An 18,312-nucleotide genomic window follows, 5' to 3' on the forward strand; every position below is an offset into this window, starting at 1 on the left:
AGCACAGAGCCATTACCGCGAATATGGGGGAAGTCATGAAAAAGCGCGTCGAGAAGGGCTTCACGCTTGTGGAGATGGCCATCGTGTTGGTCATCATCGGCATCATCCTGGCAGGCGTGATGAAAGGCAGAGATATTGTTCGGGGGTCGCAGGTCAAGCAGTTCTCGCAGGGCTTTGCGCAAAAATGGGTGACCATTGCCTCCACCTACATGGACAAGACAGGGCAGGCCTTCGTTGACGGCACGGCCAACGGCGGCGTGAACGCCTCGGCCGACGGCTTCATGGACGGCGTCTTCATGGGCACCGGCAACCTCGCCCAGTACGATGAGGTTATCGACGCCGCACGCGACGTAGGCATTGAGCCTTGCACCATGATCAAGACCGACCTGTCCAACGACACCAACAACAACTGCGCCAACGGCTACAACGTGTTCATGCGCAACGTGGAAGGCGAAACCATCGGTAAGTCGCGCGTTGTGGTGGGCTTTTACGCCAAGCAGGTTGGGTCCAATGGTCCCTTCCGCAACATGGTGGTGCTGCAAAACGTGCCCGGAGACGTGGCGCGTGGCCTTGACACCGTCATCGACGGGCAGGCCGACCCGGCCAACGGCGCATGCGTCGGCATGGCCAATGCCACCAGTGAAGACATTGCAAGCATCAATACCACGTTCAGTGGAGCGAACCCCGTCAACCTGATGAACTCGTACCCGGATGCGAATTCCACCAATCAGTATGTCGTTGTGGGGCTCATTCTGGATTACTAGCGCGGGGTTCCGCGTTCCAGCGGATACGGAGCGGCAGATGGAACCGCGTCTGCCGTTTCGCATCCGGTGACAAACCGGAGGCGGCGGGGGGCCGTCTCTGGCGGTGAGGGGGGCAGCCGTGGTCCGGCATGCTGTGACAATCCGTCCATGAACACGGGGAGCAGCTCATGACGCACGACATCTTCGAAGCCTTGGGGTTGGATAAAAATCCGTTCTCCATGGCCGCTGATACCGACGGGTATTTCCATACCGGTACCACCAAGCAGATTCTCGACGAACTGGCGTTCGGCATCCTGTCGCGCAAGGGCTTTTTGCTCCTGACGGGAGAGGTGGGCGTGGGCAAAACGTCCCTGCTCTACCAGCTCCTGCGGCGGCTGGAAGGGGAACAGCTCGACACGGCGTGGATATTCAACACCATGCTGAACAAGGAAGAGCTGCTCCTTGCCATTGCCCGTGACTTCGGCATTGACGCCCCGCGTACGGCCAACGTGGCCGGACTGGTGGACATGCTGCAGCAGTTCCTTGTGGGGTGCAACACCCAGGGGAAGAACTGCGCCATCATCGTGGACGAGGCCCATAACCTGAGCCTGCCCGCCATGGAAGCCCTGCGCATGCTCTCCAACCTTGAGCTGGAGGGACGCAAACTGGTGCAGGTGCTGCTTGTGGGCCAGCCCGAACTCAAGGCCCGCCTCGACGAGCCAAAGCTCCGGCAGCTTCGTAGCCGCATCACCATCTATAAAGAACTGCAGCCCTTCTCCCTTGAGGAGACCGGGCGGTACGTCAACTACAAGCTCTCCAGCGCGTCGTCGCAGTTTCGCATTTCCGGTGCGCCCCTCAAGGTGCTGTTCCGGGCCACCTGCGGCAATACGCGCATGGTCAACCTCGTTATGGAGCGGGCGCTGTATGCGTCCGTGGCCTTCGGTGACAAGGAGCTCTCCGTCCGCGCGCTGGATGCGGCAGTGAAGGAGATCGGTTCCTGTCAGGTGGAGGTGGCAAACCGCCTTGCCGCGCATTCGCGCCGCCGCAAGATGGCGGTGGTTGCGGTTGCCGCGGCGGTGCTTGTGGGGCTGTCCTTTGTCCCGCTGTTCAAGACCACGCAGGGCAGTGCCAGCCTTGCCCGCCTTGCCGCGCGCAGTATGGCCGGGCTGACGGCGACGCCGGTTGGCGCCGATGTGGGCGGGCTGCGTGTGCAGCAGCACGAGGGCGCCAAAGCCCCAGCCCCGGCGACAACTCCCGCCGTGCCCGCGGATGCCGCGGCGCTGGATAACGCTTCCGCGCCGGACATGGTGGCCTCTGTGGCGCCTGCGCCCCAAAAGAAGCCGGCGGCAAAAGCGCCGCCCAAGACCTATCCCGAGTCCTACGCGGCATTCCTCGACAAGGCCGGAATGGGCGAGCATCTGTCGGTGCTGGACCGCGCCGTACAGGAGCGCAAGGTGGGCATCCTTGAGGAAGTGGTGCCCGAGGGGAGCAAGCTCCTCAAGCTGGACCGCCTGCCCGCGCAGACGGGGGTCCCGTTCTCGTCCTTCCCGTGGAAGAAGCTGGTGCGGGAAAGCCCGGCGTGGCTGGTGCTGTGGGAGCCGCCCTTTGTGGTGCAGGACTTCTACTACGGCTACCGGAGCAAGGACATTCTGGCGCTGCAAAAGATGCTGAAGCGTCTTGGCTACTACTGGGGGCAGGACGACGGCATGGTCGGCCCCGTAACGTGGCGCGCCATTAACAGTTTTCAGAAGGATATGAAGCTGAAGCGCACCATGTGGCCGGACCCGGAAACGGTCTTCTGGCTCACTGTCATGGCGAAGCAGGGGTGACGGAAGAGGGCCCCGCATCGGGGCAACACCGCCGCGCAACGCTCACTATCACCACAAGGGTGGAGTTATGGCCGGACCCATTTGAATAGGCGACCTCCTGCGGGACAAAGGGTATATCGGAGACGAGCACATCCGCTACGCCCTGCAGGTCCAGCGTGTGACCAAGGAAAAGCTTGGGCAGGTGCTGACGCGTACCGGCCTTGTGTCGGAGTACGACCTCGTGCACACCGTGGCCCAGCAGCTGGAACTGGAGCATGTGAATCTGGACAGCATTTCCCCGGACTTTCAGCTGCTCAAGCGCTTCAACCGCAACACCTGCCTTGCCTCACGCGTGTATCCCTATGCGATGAAGGACAATCAGGTGGTGGCCGCCATCTCCGACATACCGGAGAACAAGACCGAGCAGTTCATTGTGCGCGCCACGGGCATGAAGCCCCTGTTCACCATGGCCGAGGAAAGCCGCGTCATTTCAGCTATCTACAACTATTTTTACTTCCTCGACAATCCGGTGGAAAAGCTGATGCAGCGCGAGGTGGGCATTATTGCCGCCGACACCAGCCGCACCGTCAGCCCCGACACCCTCATTAACTACATCCTGCTGCTTGCGGTGAAGCAGCGCGCAACGGACGTACACCTGCGGCCCATGGCGCGCGGCATTGCCGTGGCCTTCCGCGTGGACGGCGTGCTGCGCAACGTGGCCTTTTTGCCGCCGCAGCTTTCGCGCGTGACCACGTCCATCAAGCTGCAGGGCGGCATGGACATTGCCGAACAGCGCCTGCCGCAGGACGGCCGCTGGACCGCGAATCTGCTGGAGCGCCGGTACGATATCCGTGTGTCGTCGGTCATCACGCCCTTTGGCGAGAACATGGTCATGCGTCTGCTCTCGCAGGAGCGGGCCAGCATGTCGCTGCCTGCGCTGGGCATCCTTGAGGATGATGTCGCCCGCATCACGCGTCTGTTCGACGAGCCGTTTGGCATTTTGCTGCTCACCGGGCCGACCGGTTCGGGCAAGACCACCACGCTGGTCACGGGACTGACCTCCCTCGACCTCCTTGGCAAGAACGTGCTCACCGTTGAGAACCCCATTGAATATGTGGTGCCCCTTGCGCGGCAGACGCAGGTGAACGAGGGCGCGGGCTATGGCTTCTCCAACGCCATGCGCCACTTTTTGCGGCACGACCCGGACGTCATCCTCATCGGCGAGATGCGCGACGAGGAGACCGCCACAACGGCCCTGACTGCGGCCACAACGGGTCACCTTGTGCTGTCCACCCTGCATACGAACACCGCCATCGGCGCTATTCCGCGTTTGCAGGGCCTTGGGATGGATACGCAGATGCTGGCGGAAAGCCTCATCGGCGTGGTGAGCCAGCGCCTTGTGCGTACGCTGTGCCCGCATTGCAAGAAGCAGGTGCCGCCCACCAAGGAGGAGTTGGACTACCTTGGCGAGTCGCTGGAGATGGTCTCTCGCGGCGAGGGGTGCGAGGTGTGCAACAATTCGGGCTACCTTGGCCGGACGCTGGTCTATGAGGTGCTGGTGGTGGACCGCGAGGTGCGTGAGGCCATGGAAAAGGACATCGAGCTGACCCAGTTGGAGGACATGCTGCGCCGCAAGGGCTTTCGGACCATGTTCGACGTGGCGGTTATTAAAGTGAAGGACGGCATTACCTCGGTGGAGGAAGTCCAGCGAGTGCTTGGCAAGACGAGGTACTAGCGGCGGCGGGCCGCATGTGGCGAGAGGCGAACAAACGGGGGGAGCATGCCCATATTCCGGTTCAAGATGCTCGGCTCGGAAGGCAAGGTCGACAAGGGCGTTGTGGAATTGCCCTTTGACGACGACGCGCCAGCCATCCGCTATTTGGAGCGGCAGGGCGGCGTGGTTATCGCCATCCAAAAGCTGGGAACCGTGATGTCGTGGCTGACCAAGCTGGCCACGCAGGGCTTCTCGCGCGTTGGGCGGTCGGACCTTGCGGAGTTCTTTAACAATATGGCCATGCTGCTTGGCGCTGGTGTTCCCGTGTTGTCCGCCATGGACGAAATTATGGAAGAGATCAAAAACCCCATGCTGCTCATGACCCTGCGCTTTATGCGCACGGACATTGAAGGCGGGCAGACCTTTGGCGAGGCGCTCTCGCGGCATCCCAAGGTGTTTAACCCGCTGGTGCAGTACATGTGCCGCATTGGCGAGGAAACCGGCATGCTGGACCGCATGTGCCGCAAATCCGGCGAACACCTTGAGCACATCGAGGAAATCGTCAGCGGCACCAAGCGCGCGCTGGTGTACCCGGGGTTCATCCTTGGCGTGGTTATCCTGTCGTGCTTCTTCTGGTTCTATTTTGTGGTGCCGCGCATCGTGAAGCTGTTCTCGGACATGGGCGTTACCACGCCCGCGCCTACACGCGCGCTTATCGCCATCTCCAACTGGTTTCAGATGTATTTTGGCTGGACGGTCATTGGCGTGGTGGGCGGTATCATCCTGCTTAGCTATCTGCGGAGAAACAGTACCCGCGTGCATTATATTTTGGACTCCATCGCCCTGCGCGTTCCGGTGTTCTCAACCATTATCGAGACGTCCATCATTGCGCGGGTCACGGAGTATTTGGGCATTCTCATTGGCGCGGGCGTTGGCGTGCTGCGCACCCTTGAGATTATCACCGAGTCCATGACCAACCTTGTGTACAAGGGCCGGCTCATCCTTGTGCAGGACAGCGTGCGCAACGGCAATGCGCTGTCGGATTCCATGAAGCAGGCCGAGGCGCTGCACCCCTTTGCGGTGCGCATGGTGTCCGTTGGCGAGCAGACCGGACGCATTGAGGAGCAGACGGAATATGTGGCCAAGCTGTACCGCGACAAGCTCTCCGCACTGGTGGAGGTGCTGGGCAAAACGCTGGAGCCGGCCATGCTGGTGTTCATGGGGCTGCTCTTCGGGGCCATCTTTGCGGGGCTGTTGCTCCCCATCTACGACATGATCGGCAAGGTCGGCTGACGGCCGGGAGGAGACGATATGCGGTGGATCGTAAGTATTGTGCTCAGCGTGGCCTTTGCGGCGGGAATCGTGCTGGCCTATCAGGGCTGGATGGATTTTCGCACCTCGCAGGCGGAGATTGAGTTTCTCAAGCAGGAGATGCGTAACTACCAAAAGGTGGAGCGCATGTACGCCGAGCAGGAGGAAAAGGTCGTGGTGGTCAACGCCCTGTGGGAGGAGATTCAGGACGTGGGCCTCGCCCCCGCCAATTGGCTGCAATATCCACTGTCCATCGGCAGAACCATGAGCTGGCGCGACCTTGAGCGGCTGCTCTTCCTCGCCAGCAACGACCCGGAAACCGGGGGCTACTGGTTTGAGCCGAAGCTCTTTCGGGTGACGCGCGTGGTGGTTGCCCCGGAAGGGGGCGGAGAAGGCGGGGAAAACGCCGGACTGCCGCGTCAGATGTACGAGACCGTCATGCAGGGCCAGTTCATGATTCCCAAGAAGAAGTGATGCGGCCCATCACCTTGGCATTTAGCGAAACGGGGACCAAGCGATGACAGATCCCAAGCACGATCCCAAGAAAAAGCCGGAAGACGTGACGGACGAAACCAAACGGACCGACACGGACGAAGCCGTCGTACCCGAGCTTGAGCTGGAGGATATCTCCTGGGAGCTGGAGGACGCTTCCGAGCCGGAGGCCGAAGAAGCCCCTGCGCCGCCTGTGGACGCCGCCGCTTTCGACGAGCCTACGGACGAGGACGCCGCCCCCGAGCTGGAGGACCTTTCCGCGGAAGTGGAGGAGGTGCCCTATGACGAGCCGGAGGCAGGAGCGGACGCAGCAGCGCCAGCGGCGCTGGACCCCTTTGTGTCCGAAGTGGCCGCCAGCGCTGATGAGGACGCCACCTACGTCACCGCCGGGGACGACGCGGACATCGAAGAGGGCGACGTGGAGGACGTTGTCGCCCTTGGCGAGGACGACATCGCTGAGCCCGAAGCCCCGTCCACGGAGGACGACCTCATGACGGTCTCCCCCGATGAGGACGCGGCGTATGAAGACGCCGAGGACGCCACGTACGAGGAGGAAGGCGAAGCCCTGTCGCTGGAGCCTGACGAGGCCGCGGAAGCCTACGACGCCGAGCCTGAGCCCGAGCCTGAGCCGGAACAGGCCGCCGCACCGCCGCCCCCGCCGCCTCTTCCTGACATGGAGGAGCCGGAGGAGGAAGCGGGCTATTCCACGGACTGGGGCTGGAAGGTCGTGCGCAGTGGCTTTACCCCGTTCGTGTTCGAGGCGCATGACGAAAAGTTCTATTTTGCGTCGGGTTCGGCCCAGCGCATTGACGATGCGGCCGGCATCGGACGGTATTTCAAGTACCTTGTGGATTATGCGGAGTCTCCGGGCATGGGCCTTTTGACCCTGACCACGGAGTACAAATACGCGGGCGTCCTCGCGCGCAAGAACCTTGAGGAAGTGGGCGAACTCAACACCGAAGGCACCCTGCATATGTTCGCCAAGCGCAAGCTGGAGGGTGGACAGGTCAGCGTGTTCTACGAGGTGCTGCCCCGTGACCGCCACGTAGCCATGCTTGAAAGCTACAACGCGTCGGACAGCGGGTTTGTCTTTCTTGATTCCATTTCGCTGGCTTTTGGCCTGCTGAAGAAGAAGGGGCGGGGGGCTCACGCCATTGCCCTGCATCTGCCAAGCGCCATCGTGCTGGTGGCAGGCAAGGGCGGCGATGTGCACCTTGCCCGCCGGTACACCCTCGTCGGCGACGATGAACAGGCGTTGGTGGAAGGCCTCTTCGCCCTGGACCAAGATCTTGCGGCGCTGGAAAAGAACGTCGGCCAGAAGATTTCCCATGTGGACTGGGTGGAGGCGCTCACCGCCACACTGGAATTGCCGCGGCCCGATACGGAAATTCCGTTGGTGCCCATGCCGGTGCACGAACTGTCGCTGGATGGCGACGTGGTGTGGTCCGCACTGCCCACAGCGGTGGGCACGGCCCCGACCAGCGCCAACCTTGGCCCAAAGCAGGAAATGTATCTGCGTCCGCTGGAGCAGGCGGAAAAGTGGCTGTGGGCCGTTTTCCTTGCCCTTGCGCTGGTGGCCGGGGCGGGCGTGTACGCCATTCAGGGCGTGCGCTCGCAGGTCAAGGAGCAGGTGCAGATGTATCGGCAGGAACTGCGGCAGGTGGAGGAGCGCATCCGCTCCCGCGCCGTCAACGTCGCCTTTGAGGACGTGGACCCCGCCTTGAATTTGGCCAACAGCTTCCGCCGCTCCGCGCTGTCGCCGCCCTTTGGCGAGCTGTGGAACTTCCTTGCCTCGCTTCGGCCCGAGGCCGTGCGTGTGGACGGGATGGAACTGCGCTACGGGCTGGACGCCGTGGACGTTCGCCTTGAGGGGCAGGTGGAGATGGAGCTCGCCGCGGCGCAGCAGGTGTTCACCACGTATATTGAGGAGCTGGAGCTTGCTGGATTCACCGTTGTAAGCCAGCAGCTCGATCTGGACCTTGAGGGGAACTACTATTCGCTCAACATCAGGTGGCCGCTCAGCAACAAGGGGGACTAGATGCATCCGGGCAGACGGAACATACTCATACGTTGGGCGGGATATGGCCTTGTTGTGGTGGGCACCGTGGCGTGGCTGGCAACCAAGGACCATCAGGTGCCGACCTTTAAATCCGATGTGATGCGCAAGCTTGCGCCACAGCAGGTGAGCATGCCCTCGGATGAAGCCACGGAAGCCATCCGCGCCGCCATTGACGTGCTGCGGGGGACGAAGGCTACCTATGCCAAGGTGGACTCCGTGGAGCCGGACCTGCTTGTGCTGGACGAGGCCGCGGAGCAGGAAACCGGGCGCCGAACCCTGACGCTGACGGCCATCTCCATTGGGCCAAAGTCTAAATACGTGATGCTGTCCGGCGCGGCCTACAGTGAGGGCGACGTCCTTCCCGATGGGCGCGTCATCAAGCGCATTGAGCCGGACGCCGTGGTCTACGGCGTGGGCCAGACCGAAGAGCGGCAACGGTGGCTGCCACCGTTCAGGGTGGAGCTCAAGCGTCCCGAAAGGGACAAGGGCGAAGCCACCACGTTCGACCCCACCCAGCCCATGGCCGGGGGCGAACAGCAAGAGGCTGCGGCCGCGCCACCTTCCGGTGTAGACATCGGCGAGTTGCCGCCGGACCTGTCTCCGGATCAGGCGCTCCAAATTCTGCAACAGCTTGGAAAACAGCAGTAGGAGCGCGCCATGCTTGATATTTTACGCAAAATCTCGGTGTGCGGGGCGCCACCCGCGATCACATCGGAACCCCTTTCCGCTGGAAGGGACAGGAAGGTGCCGACCATGCGCAGGTGTACGATGGTTTTGGGATTGGTAGTCGTGTCGCTTTGCCTTGCGGCATGCGGGAATCAGGCGTCCAAACAGCTGGAGAGCAACCTTGATTACGACGCCCTCTACAAAAGCATCCGTCACGAGAACGAGCAGTTCCTCAAGGTACGGGCGCAGGAGGAGCAGTTGGAGCAGGAAAAAGGCTCGCTGGTGGAGGCCCTTGAACCAGTCTTGCCCGAGTTCAACCCGTTGGAGGAGACGCGCATCTCCATCAGCGTGCAGGAAGAGACCATCCATAATGTGCTCTACCTTATCGCGCGCAATGCGGGGCTGAACCTTGTCATTGAGCCGGGCATCAGTCTGGATAACAGAATCACCATCAGCTTTGAGGATGCCTCCAGCGCCCTTGTGATGGAAAAGCTCCTCGAAGCCTACGACCTCGCATGGGATGTCAAGGACAACATCCTGTACGTCCAGCGCTGGAACGAGCGTACCTTCGAGCTTGATTTCGTCAACGTCACCAGCGAGGTCGCAACATCCAGCGGCGGCGACATCTTCGGCAACCTTGGCAATGAAGGCTCGGGCGGCGACCTTTCGGGCGAGTTCACCCTTGAGACAGAAATGGGCGGCGCCCTTGAGGACGATTCCCTCTATGGCCTCATCCTTGAAACCGTGGATGCCATCATCAACGAGGAAAGCGGCAATATCGACGGCGGTGGCGGCGGTGGGGGCGACTCCGCCGACAAGAACGGCTTTTTCGCCCTCGACCCGTTGGCGGGCCAGTTGTACGTGCGCACCACGCCCGGCAAGCTGCGCGCCGTGGCGAAGATGCTCAATAACCTCAAGGCCAAGCTGTCGCGGCAGGTGGTCATTGACGCACGCATCCTGCAGGTTTCGCTGGATGACAACTGGAGCCTTGGCATTGATTGGAATTACGTGGACCAGCGCCTGTCCGCAGGCGACTCCGGCACCACGTTTGAATACCTGAGCCGCTTTGACAACCCTGCGGAATACCCCAATGGCATCGGCAGTCTGACCCGCAGCGGCGACGACGTTATCTTTAAGATGACGGGCTTCACCAAGGGCGACATTGCCATCAACGCCGCCATTGAGGCCATGCAGACCTTTGGCGGGCTGAAGACCGTAGCCAATCCGCATGTGCGCGTGCGGCACGGCCAGCCTGCGCTGTTCACCTCCGGCCAGTCGGAAAAATACGTCAGCGAAATCTCGCGCGAGGTGGACGACGACAACAACACCACCTTCACCGTGGAGACGGCAACGGTCTTTAACGGCGTGATGCTGGGCGTCATCTGCTTCATCAACGACGACAACAAGATTGATATGCAGATTTACCCCATCAAGAGTGAGGTCAACTCCAGCAGCCTTGAGCCCAAGGCCGTAACCGGCGCTGGCGACCAGATCTCCCTGCCCAAGGTGGAGGTGAAGAACGTGAGCACCACCGTGCGCGTGAGCGATGGGGACACCATCATCCTTGGTGGCCTCATCGACAAGGACACCGGCAAGACCGACTCCGGTGTGCCGGGGCTCTCGCAGGTTCCCGGTCTGGGCTGGCTGTTCAAGAGCCGCACCCAGATTGAGAGCGTGCGGGAACTCGTCATCATCATGAACATTAGGGTAGTGCAATGAGCGTTATCTACCGCAGTCTCCAACAGCTGAAAAAGGAAGAGGCGGCGAGGGAGACCCGGCAGACGCCTCAGGCCGTGGCTCCGCGCATGAGCAAGCTCATCATCCGGGCGGTGATTTATATCGGCATTCTTGTGCTGCTTGTGGGCTCCGGTGTGTTCTTTATCAAGCGCGAGGTGGAGCAGATTGAATTGCCGCTGCCGCCCGATGTGCCGCGCGCCCAAAACGCCAGCGTGCAGGAGCGCGCCCCCGGCGATGGCACGGAGAGCGACCTTACCGCAGACCTTGCCCTGCCGCGGCGGCAGGAGCCGCCTGTGAATCAGGAGCCCATCGTCAAGCAGCGCCTGTACCGCCCAACGGTGGAGGAGCGCCAGCAGGACGTGGTGGACCTCACCAAGCCCACCAAGGCCTTGGAAGTGCATTTTGCCAAGCGGGCGCGCACCAACGAGCAGGTACTCTCGCTCCAGCGCAAGCTGGTGCAAACGTCCGAAACCGGCGATTTGTCCAAGTCCAAGGAACTGCTGGATAGGATGACCACCCAAATCGGCCGCAAGGAAAGCGCCACCAAGTACAAGTGGGAAGGCTACCTTGCCCTCAAGGAAAAGCGCTACGCCGACGCGGAAAACTTCTACCGCCGCGCCCTGAGCCTGCGCCCGTCGGACTTTGTGAGTAATCTGAACCTTGCCTATGCCCTGCTTGGCGAGGACAAGCGCGGGGAGGCGCTGAGTATCTACCGCCGCCTCGTGGACCGCTATCCCATGAACGAGAAGGTGCTCCAGCTGGGCCGCATCCTCGGCGAGCGCTAGATGCCCGCGCCTGCGCGCATCCTGCCGCCGTCCATACTGGCGCACCGCTTCCGTCACGCCTCTCCCGCCCGGCACCTAGCCCGCGGGGGAGGCGTTTTCCTTTTGCCCGGCAACACAGTGTTTTTTCGCATCTGGCGGCCCCGCGCGGCAAATTGGGTTGTGCCGGGACGGGGCATGACGTATGTTGAAGAATAGACAGGTGTTCCGCGAGAGGGGGCGTGTGGTCCAGTGCAGCCAGAGGGGGTATGGAGGCAATGCGCAGACAGGACGGGGAGCAGCCATCCCTGCATGGCGAATCCTTATATGATCATCTCAGAACCTACGCGGAAATCGGCATGGCCCTCTCCGGCGAAAAGGACGTGTCGCGCCTGCTGGAGATGATCGTCTACGAGGCGCGCAAAATCACTGCCGCAGATGCAGGCACCCTCTACATGGTCAGCGACGACGGCTCCCACCTCAACTTTGTCATCCTGCAAAACGACACCATGAAAACGCGCATGGGCGGCACATCCGGCGTTCCCATCAATCTGCCGCCTGTGCCCCTTACCGTGGACGGCGCGCCAAACCACGCCAATGTGTCGTCCCATGTGGCGCTGGAAGGCGACATCGTCAACATCCGCGACGTGTACACGTCCGAGGCCTTCGACTTTACCGGCCCCAGAAAATACGACGAGGCCACGGGCTACCGCTCCAAGTCCATGCTGGTCATCCCCCTGCGGAATCACGAGAGTGAAATCATTGGCGTGTTGCAACTGCTCAACGCCATGGACCAATCGCAGGACGACGGCATTGGGGAGTTTACGGACGACCGGGTCATGCTGGTGGCGTCCCTTGCCTCGCAGGCCGCAGCGGCCCTGACCAAGACCCAGCTCATTCAGGATCTGAAGGACCTGTTGTACGCCTTCATCAAAAGCATCGCGAACGCCATTGAAGAAAAGTCCCCCTACACGGGTGGGCACATTAACCGCGTGGTGGACATCACCATGATGATTGCCCGCGAAATCAACGAGATGGACGACGGCCCCTTCAAGGACGTCTTCTTTACCGAAGACGAACTGGAAGAACTCAAGCTGTCGGCGTGGCTGCACGATATCGGCAAAATCATCACCCCCGAATATGTGGTGGACAAGGCCTCCAAGCTGGAGACCATCTTTGACCGTGTGGAGCTTGTAAAGCTGCGTTTCGAGCTTATTGAGACCGCGCTGGAGCTGGAATTTCAGCGGCGCAAGGACGAACTGCGCGCGGCGGGTGCGGCCAGTGCTGCGGCCATGAGCGCCCTTGCCGATGAGCACGACGCCGCCATTGCCGAAGTGCGCGGGGACCGGGACTTCGCCCTCTCCTGCAACGAGCCGGGGGAGTTTATGAGTGACGACCGGGTCGAGCGCCTGAAGACCGTTGCCGCCAAAACATACTCCATCAATGGCGAGGAGCGCCCCTACCTGACGGATGACGAGGTGGAAAACCTGTGCATCCGCAAGGGCACGCTCACCGGGCGCGAGCGGGGCGTCATTGAAAACCACGCCCGTATGACGGGAAAAATGCTGGGGGAGCTTCCGTTCCCAAAAAAACTCTCGCGCGTGCCGGAGTTTGCCAGCGGCCACCATGAAAAAATGGACGGCACAGGCTACCCCGAGGGCCTTTCCGGCGAGCACTTGGCCCTGCAATCGCGCATCATGGCCGTGGCCGATATTTTCGAGGCCCTCACCGCCAAGGACCGCCCGTACAAGAAGCCCATGCCCCTATCGCAGGCCGTGAAAATCCTCGGCTTTATGCGCAAGGACAACCACATTGATTCCAACGTCCACGACCTGTTCCTCTCCTCCGGGCTGTTCCGCCGCTACGCCGAAAGCGAACTCAACCCCGACCAGTTTGATGACGTGGTGGTGAACCCCACCCTCACCGAGCGGCGGGTGTTGCTGGCCGGGACGGCTGGGATGGAGGATATGAGCGCGCTGCTTGGCGAGTGGGGCGCGCGCATTGAGCATGTGGACGACGGGGAACAGGCGCTGGATATGCTGCGGCAGGCGTGGCACGACGGCTCGCCCTACACCTTTGCCGTGCTGGATGCGGACTTGCCGGAGCGCGGCGGATTCGATGTTGCCAAAATTCTGTCGCATGTTGCGGGGTTTCCGGTGTGGCGGCTGGCCGTGAGTGCGGCGCGGCATGCCCCGGGCAACGCCAGCCTTGCCGTGGCCCTTGGACTGGCCGGCTACGTCACCTCGCCTGTGGAGGCGGACGACCTGCGAAAGCTCCTCTTTGGCGTGGAGCACCGCAGCCGCGAGGCCCGCACGGCGGCCCGCGCGCGTCTGTGCCGGGTGCCGGAGGCGGACAAGCCGGAACGCCCCTCCCTGCTGGTGGTGGAGGACGCGGCCAACGCCCGTATGCTGGTGTCCTATTACCTCAAGGACATGGACGTGGACATGGACTTTGCCGAAAACGGCCGACAGGGGGTGCTGGCCCTGCGCAAGCGGCGCTACTCCGTGGTGCTGACGGGAACGCACCTTGCGGACATGAGCGGCGCGGCATTCATCCGTACCGTGCGCGAATTGGAGCGCGAGGCCGGAGTGTGTGAAACGCCCTTTGTGGGCCTTGTGCCGCACTTTGTGGTCGGCGCGGGAGAGGAGTGCTTACAAAGCGGATTCAATAGCTACCTGACCAAACCCATCAGCAAGCAGGAACTGGTGGGCACGCTGTCCGAGTACCTGCGCGCGTGACGCAATCATACTGACGGGGCGGCGACGGCCAGCCCGGGAAGCCAGCTTATGGATATCAATTCCTCCACCAAGTACAGAACGCTGCACAAGGGGCACATCGTCTACCGCGAGGGGCAAAAGGGCACCGTGGCCTATATGCTCAAGAAGGGCCTTGTCACGCTGTACAAGACCCAGAGCAACAAGCGGCTTATCCTCGCGCGCATCCGCCCCGGTGAGGTGTTTGGCGAGGACGGCCTGTTCACCGCCGGGGCGCGCATTTCCTCCGCCGTGGCAGAGGAGCCGTCGGAAATCATCGTCATTGATCAGGATGTGTTCAAGACGATGCTCCTCAAAAGTCCGGGACCGGTGCAGCGGCTGATGCGTTCGCTTATGGCGCAGGTGTCGGCCATGAAGGACAAGCTGGCCGTGGGCGTGAGCGGCAACGTGTTCCTCAGCGTCTGCGCGGTGCTGGAACTGATGCACCGCGTGCACTGCGCCAAACTGCAGGCGCGGCAGGAGGGGGAGAGTCTGCCGCTGGGCGTGAGCTATGCGGAGTTCTCGCGCGAGTGCAAGGACATCGTCCTCGTCTCGCAGTTGGAGATTGACGAAATCATCACCCGCCTTGCCAAGTTGCAGATTCTTTCCGTTGCCGACGTGCGCGAGCCCATCATGAAGCGCGACGCCCTTGGCCGCCTGCGCCGCAAGTCGGACTTCCTCAAGGACCGCGCCATCACCATTCCGGAGCCGGAAAAGTTTCTGTCCGTGGTGCGCAGCCTGTCGCAGGAGCTAGGCCCGGTGCGCGCGCCCTTTACGGAGTGCCTTGAATTTGTGGACGTGTACGACTTTGCCCGCAGTGTGGACGCGGACCCGGAAATCATCTTCCGCAAGATGAGCTACAAGGAAATTCCCGAAACCATGTTCTTTTTCCACAAGCCCACGGTGGAGGAATGGGCCAAGGACATGGGCGACGAATTCTTCCGCCGCGTCAAACGCAAACGCGTCTCGCCCGAGGACCTTGAAACCGTGGACGACATCGTTCACGTGGACAACGCCACGCTGCAGGAGGCGTTTTCGCGCCTTGGGTACCACAAGCTTGCCGTGCTGGCGGCCATGGCCGGGGAGGAGGCCAAGGAGCGCCTCTACGGCAGCCTGTCCCAAAAGATTGCGGGCGTGGTACGCGACCAGGCCGGAAGCCTTGAAGGCGTGGACGAAATGGAGGCCGCGGACATCGAGGAGGAGCTCATTGACACCATCAAGGACATTAAGGGGATAGGGCGGTGAACGTCGCCACCATCATCGGCATAGTCATCGGCATGGCGGTGCTGGGCTTTGCCACGTGGTTTTCCACGGCCAGCGCCCTTGTGTTCCTCAACCTGCCGGGGCTGGCTATCGTCCTTGGCGGCACGGCGGCGGCCACCTTTATCTGCTACCCCCTCAAGGAAGTGGCGCGCGTGCTGCAAATCTTTCTCATCGCCCTTGGGCGGGAGGAGCTCCCCATCGGCGAGTACATCGGCGCGCTGCATTCCTTTGCGGATGTGGCCTCGCGCGGCGGGACCATGCGGCTGGAGAAAAAGCTCCCCGGCATTGAAAACGAATTCCTCAAGGACGCCATGCAGATGGTGGTGGACGGCTACCCGCGCGAGGAAATCCGCGAGATTTTGGATACCCGCATCCTGCAGGCCTACGAGCAGGAAATGTCCGCCGCGGGCATTTACCGCACCATGTCGCGCCTTGCTCCGGCCTTTGGCATTATCGGTACGCTCATCGGGCTGATTGGCATGATGCAGGCCATGGGCGCGGACCTGCGTGAAATCGGCCCGGCCATGGCCACGGCGCTGACCACCACCCTGTATGGCATTTTGCTGGCGAACATGGTGTTTTTGCCCATCGCTGTGAAGGTGGAAAAGCGCATTGAGGAGCGGGCCATTCTCATGTCCGTCATCCGCGACGGGGTTTTGCTTATCAAGGACCGCACGCCGGCGCTCATCGTGCTGGATAAGCTGAAGGCCTACTTGCCGCCACGGCGCTGGGGGTCCATTACCGTGCAGCGCAAGGCCGCGCCGCCGCGTCCGGGGAAGGAGCGGTCATGATACGCTTTTCGCGCCGCCGCGCACGCCTGAACGCCGAGGGCGGCGGGTGGGAACTCTCCTTTGCGGACATGATGACCTTGATTCTGTGCTTCTTCATCCTTGTGGTCTCCGTGAGCGAGGTGGACGACTCCCACTACGAAACCGTGGCGCGCTCCCTGGGCGAGGCCATGAGCGCCCCGCCGCCAGAGGGCGAAGCGACCATGCCTGATGAGGTTCGCGTGCGCCTGCGCACGCTGCGGCAAATCCATGCGGACCTTGCCCGGCGCGTTGGCCCGGCCAACGCCGTGGTGGAACTGAGCCGCCGTGATGACGCTGTGGCCGTGAACCTGCACGGCGCGGTACTCTTTGATTCCGGCAGCGCGGAACTCACGCCCCTTGCCCTGCGGGCGCTGGAGAATGTGGCCCCGGTGCTGGTGGGCATCCCCTACCGGGTGACCGTGGAGGGGCACACCGACGACAACCCCATCCGCTCGCAGGAATTTCCGTCCAACTGGGAGCTGTCCGCCGCGCGGGCGTCCGCCGTGGCGCGCTACCTTATTGGCAAGGGCTTTCCCAAGGACAAGTTGCAGGTGAAGGGGCTTGCGGATACGCGCCCCGTGGCGCCCAACCGCGACGCGCAGGGCCGCGCCATTGAGGAAAACCAAATGCGCAACCGGCGCATTGTCATCCTCGTTGCCCCGGCGGCGGGGGAGCGGAACGCGCCAAAGGGATAACACGGTGGATGGATGACGCGCGGCCAGACGGTGCACCGGCCAGACGACACAAAAAAAGGGCGCGCGGCAAATGCCGCGCGCCCTGAATGCGTTCTGTGTGGCTAGGCGTAGCGGGGTTCTTCTTCCCGGACCACCTGAAAGCCCTTGCTGCCTTTCACCCGGCCGGGCAGGCCGTAGAATTTCTTCACGCCCTCCACCTCGGCGGTGAGGAGTTCCTCCGTGTCCGTATTCAGGAGCAGGATGTCCCCCACGTCAAGGTTCAGGAGCTGGCGGCCCGTAATTTTAGTCTGCCCCAGTTCTATGACCATTTCTACCGGCGTTTCAAGCAGGCGCTCCTTGAAGCGGGCAATCCACGCGTGGTCCACTTCCAGCCGTTCGGACTGGAAGGAGGCGTGCAGCTTGGAGCGGATAGGCTCCAGCGTCGCGTAGGGCAGGCACACGATAAGCGAGCCGATGGCGTTCTCCAGCTCCACCTCAAAGGTGACAACGATAACCACGTCCGAGGGCGGCACGATGGCCGCAAACTGCGGGTTAATCTCGGAGCGGGTCTGCTCAATGTGCACGTCGTGCACCGGGCGCCATGCGTCCTCTAGGTTGGAGAGGGCAATCTTGACCACGCGGTCCACAATGGCTTGTTCAATGGCCGTAAAATCGCGGCCCTCCACCTTGGGCTGACTGCCAGCGCCGCCAAAGAAATTTTCCACGAGGGCGAAAACGAGCCGGGAGTCCACCACAAGCAGCGCGTTGCCGCGCAGCGGGTCCATCTTGAAGATGTTAATGGACGTGGGCACCGGCAGGGAGCGCATAAAGTCGCCGAACTTCGACATGTCGATGGAGATCGGGTTCAGGTCCACGCGTTTGCGCATGGCGTTGGCCAGTGCATTGGTGCACAGCCGCGCAAAGCGGTCGTTCACGATCTCCAGAACCGGCATCCGGCCACGGATGATTCGGTCCTGATTGGCCAGGTCGAACGAGACGACCCCGGTATCGTCCTCGGGGATTTCCGCCTCCGCTTCGATTTCGCCTCCTGAAAGGCCTCGGAGTAACGCGTCGACTTCGTCCTGATCGAGAATCTTGCTCATAATATCGCCTGTAGGGTTCTTGCGGCGGCAAAAAACGCCGCCTGCTGAGATTCGGTGTCTAAGTACAATACGCCGCGCCGCGTCATGGCGCAAGGCCCCGGGCCTGTGGTGAAGCCGGTGCACGGCGCATTTTGAGGCCGTGCCCGCTGCCGCCGGATGTGCCATATCCAGCGCCGGCGCGGGGTTTCCCGTAAGTATGCAAATGCCGAACCACTTTTTTTACATCTCCTTGTGCCGCGCCCGGAGCGGGGACGGCAGGCGGCCTGTCCTATGGCCCGGCATAAAGAGTGACATGATTTTGACAGGTTGCACGTGTGGCGCACGCGGCGGGCGGCGCGTGGGCAGCGGGAGTGCGCCCGGCTCCAGCGTGCAGGGGACGGCATCTTCTCCCCCGAAATGTTGCCAAATGCGGGCCAGCC

General features: G+C 62.1%; 14 protein-coding genes. 13 read left to right on the plus strand and 1 reads right to left on the minus strand.

From position 1 onward, the window contains the following. Positions 1 to 35: 35 nt before the first annotated feature. From ACYQ2T_RS02595 to ACYQ2T_RS02655, 13 genes are all read left to right on the plus strand, one after another. A complete protein-coding gene (locus ACYQ2T_RS02595) occupies positions 36 to 764 on the plus strand; it encodes a prepilin-type N-terminal cleavage/methylation domain-containing protein (RefSeq protein ID WP_459898208.1) in 729 nt (242 codons plus the stop codon). Positions 765 to 931: 167 nt separating this feature from the next. Then, a complete protein-coding gene (locus tag ACYQ2T_RS02600; RefSeq protein WP_459898209.1) occupies positions 932 to 2,572 on the plus strand; it encodes an AAA family ATPase in 1,641 nt (546 codons plus the stop codon). 97 nt (positions 2,573 to 2,669) lie between these two features. After that, positions 2,670 to 4,286 carry a GspE/PulE family protein gene (locus tag ACYQ2T_RS02605; RefSeq protein WP_487247226.1) on the plus strand — a complete coding sequence of 539 codons (1,617 nt, stop codon included), beginning with the start codon at positions 2,670 to 2,672 and terminating at the stop codon, positions 4,284 to 4,286. A gap of 45 nt (positions 4,287 to 4,331) precedes the next feature. Continuing rightward, positions 4,332 to 5,558, plus strand: a complete 1,227-nt coding sequence (locus ACYQ2T_RS02610; protein WP_459898211.1) for a type II secretion system F family protein — start codon at positions 4,332 to 4,334, stop codon at positions 5,556 to 5,558. Positions 5,559 to 5,576: 18 nt separating this feature from the next. Then, positions 5,577 to 6,050: a hypothetical protein gene (locus tag ACYQ2T_RS02615; protein WP_404846031.1), complete on the plus strand. Its 474-nt coding sequence runs from the start codon at positions 5,577 to 5,579 to the stop codon at positions 6,048 to 6,050. Positions 6,051 to 6,093: 43 nt separating this feature from the next. Beyond that, positions 6,094 to 8,106, plus strand: a complete 2,013-nt coding sequence (locus ACYQ2T_RS02620; RefSeq protein WP_459898213.1) for an ICP22 family protein — start codon at positions 6,094 to 6,096, stop codon at positions 8,104 to 8,106. Beyond that, positions 8,107 to 8,775 (plus strand): SctD/MshK family protein, encoded by a 669-nt coding sequence (locus ACYQ2T_RS02625; RefSeq protein ID WP_459898215.1) that lies wholly within the window; start codon positions 8,107 to 8,109, stop codon positions 8,773 to 8,775. It begins immediately after the preceding gene. A gap of 105 nt (positions 8,776 to 8,880) precedes the next feature. Next, positions 8,881 to 10,512 (plus strand): pilus (MSHA type) biogenesis protein MshL, encoded by a 1,632-nt coding sequence (mshL, locus tag ACYQ2T_RS02630; RefSeq protein WP_459898217.1) that lies wholly within the window; start codon positions 8,881 to 8,883, stop codon positions 10,510 to 10,512. Continuing rightward, on the plus strand, positions 10,509 to 11,315 hold the full coding sequence (locus ACYQ2T_RS02635; protein ID WP_459898218.1) for a tetratricopeptide repeat protein: 807 nt from the start codon (positions 10,509 to 10,511) through the stop codon (positions 11,313 to 11,315). The genes mshL and ACYQ2T_RS02635 overlap by 4 nt, the downstream gene beginning before the upstream one ends. Positions 11,316 to 11,569: 254 nt before the next feature. Then, the gene (locus tag ACYQ2T_RS02640; protein WP_459898220.1) at positions 11,570 to 14,029 is read left to right on the plus strand and encodes an HD domain-containing phosphohydrolase; all 2,460 of its coding nucleotides are present in this window, start codon (positions 11,570 to 11,572) and stop codon (positions 14,027 to 14,029) included. A 48-nt stretch (positions 14,030 to 14,077) separates the two neighbouring features. Next, positions 14,078 to 15,289, plus strand: a complete 1,212-nt coding sequence (locus tag ACYQ2T_RS02645) for a Crp/Fnr family transcriptional regulator (RefSeq protein WP_404846025.1) — start codon at positions 14,078 to 14,080, stop codon at positions 15,287 to 15,289. Beyond that, positions 15,286 to 16,098 (plus strand): motility protein A, encoded by an 813-nt coding sequence (locus ACYQ2T_RS02650; RefSeq protein WP_404846024.1) that lies wholly within the window; start codon positions 15,286 to 15,288, stop codon positions 16,096 to 16,098. Before ACYQ2T_RS02645 ends, ACYQ2T_RS02650 begins: the two co-directional genes overlap by 4 nt. Further along, a complete protein-coding gene (locus tag ACYQ2T_RS02655; protein WP_459898222.1) occupies positions 16,095 to 16,811 on the plus strand; it encodes an OmpA/MotB family protein in 717 nt (238 codons plus the stop codon). The genes ACYQ2T_RS02650 and ACYQ2T_RS02655 overlap by 4 nt, the downstream gene beginning before the upstream one ends. A gap of 101 nt (positions 16,812 to 16,912) precedes the next feature. Here the strand turns inward: ACYQ2T_RS02655 and fliM are convergent, their stop codons facing one another. Further along, complete coding sequence (gene fliM / locus ACYQ2T_RS02660; RefSeq protein WP_404846022.1) at positions 16,913 to 17,893, minus strand: flagellar motor switch protein FliM; 981 nt, start codon at positions 17,891 to 17,893, stop codon at positions 16,913 to 16,915. Positions 17,894 to 18,312 lie beyond the last annotated feature (419 nt).

The sequence above is a fragment of the Desulfobaculum senezii genome (genome assembly GCF_054657395.1).

What these genes read in the sequence shown, in the direction of transcription:
- fliM (WP_404846022.1), bottom strand. Translation starts at nt 17,893, where the DNA reads ATGAGCAAGATTCTCGATCAGGACGAAGTCGACGCGTTACTCCGAGGC.
- ACYQ2T_RS02655 (WP_459898222.1), top strand. Translation starts at nt 16,095, where the DNA reads ATGATACGCTTTTCGCGCCGCCGCGCACGCCTGAACGCCGAGGGCGGC.
- ACYQ2T_RS02615 (WP_404846031.1), top strand. Translation starts at nt 5,577, where the DNA reads ATGCGGTGGATCGTAAGTATTGTGCTCAGCGTGGCCTTTGCGGCGGGA.
- ACYQ2T_RS02610 (WP_459898211.1), top strand. Translation starts at nt 4,332, where the DNA reads ATGCCCATATTCCGGTTCAAGATGCTCGGCTCGGAAGGCAAGGTCGAC.
- ACYQ2T_RS02645 (WP_404846025.1), top strand. Translation starts at nt 14,078, where the DNA reads ATGGATATCAATTCCTCCACCAAGTACAGAACGCTGCACAAGGGGCAC.
- ACYQ2T_RS02635 (WP_459898218.1), top strand. Translation starts at nt 10,509, where the DNA reads ATGAGCGTTATCTACCGCAGTCTCCAACAGCTGAAAAAGGAAGAGGCG.
- ACYQ2T_RS02620 (WP_459898213.1), top strand. Translation starts at nt 6,094, where the DNA reads ATGACAGATCCCAAGCACGATCCCAAGAAAAAGCCGGAAGACGTGACG.
- ACYQ2T_RS02640 (WP_459898220.1), top strand. Translation starts at nt 11,570, where the DNA reads ATGCGCAGACAGGACGGGGAGCAGCCATCCCTGCATGGCGAATCCTTA.
- ACYQ2T_RS02600 (WP_459898209.1), top strand. Translation starts at nt 932, where the DNA reads ATGACGCACGACATCTTCGAAGCCTTGGGGTTGGATAAAAATCCGTTC.
- ACYQ2T_RS02595 (WP_459898208.1), top strand. Translation starts at nt 36, where the DNA reads ATGAAAAAGCGCGTCGAGAAGGGCTTCACGCTTGTGGAGATGGCCATC.
- ACYQ2T_RS02625 (WP_459898215.1), top strand. Translation starts at nt 8,107, where the DNA reads ATGCATCCGGGCAGACGGAACATACTCATACGTTGGGCGGGATATGGC.
- mshL (WP_459898217.1), top strand. Translation starts at nt 8,881, where the DNA reads ATGCGCAGGTGTACGATGGTTTTGGGATTGGTAGTCGTGTCGCTTTGC.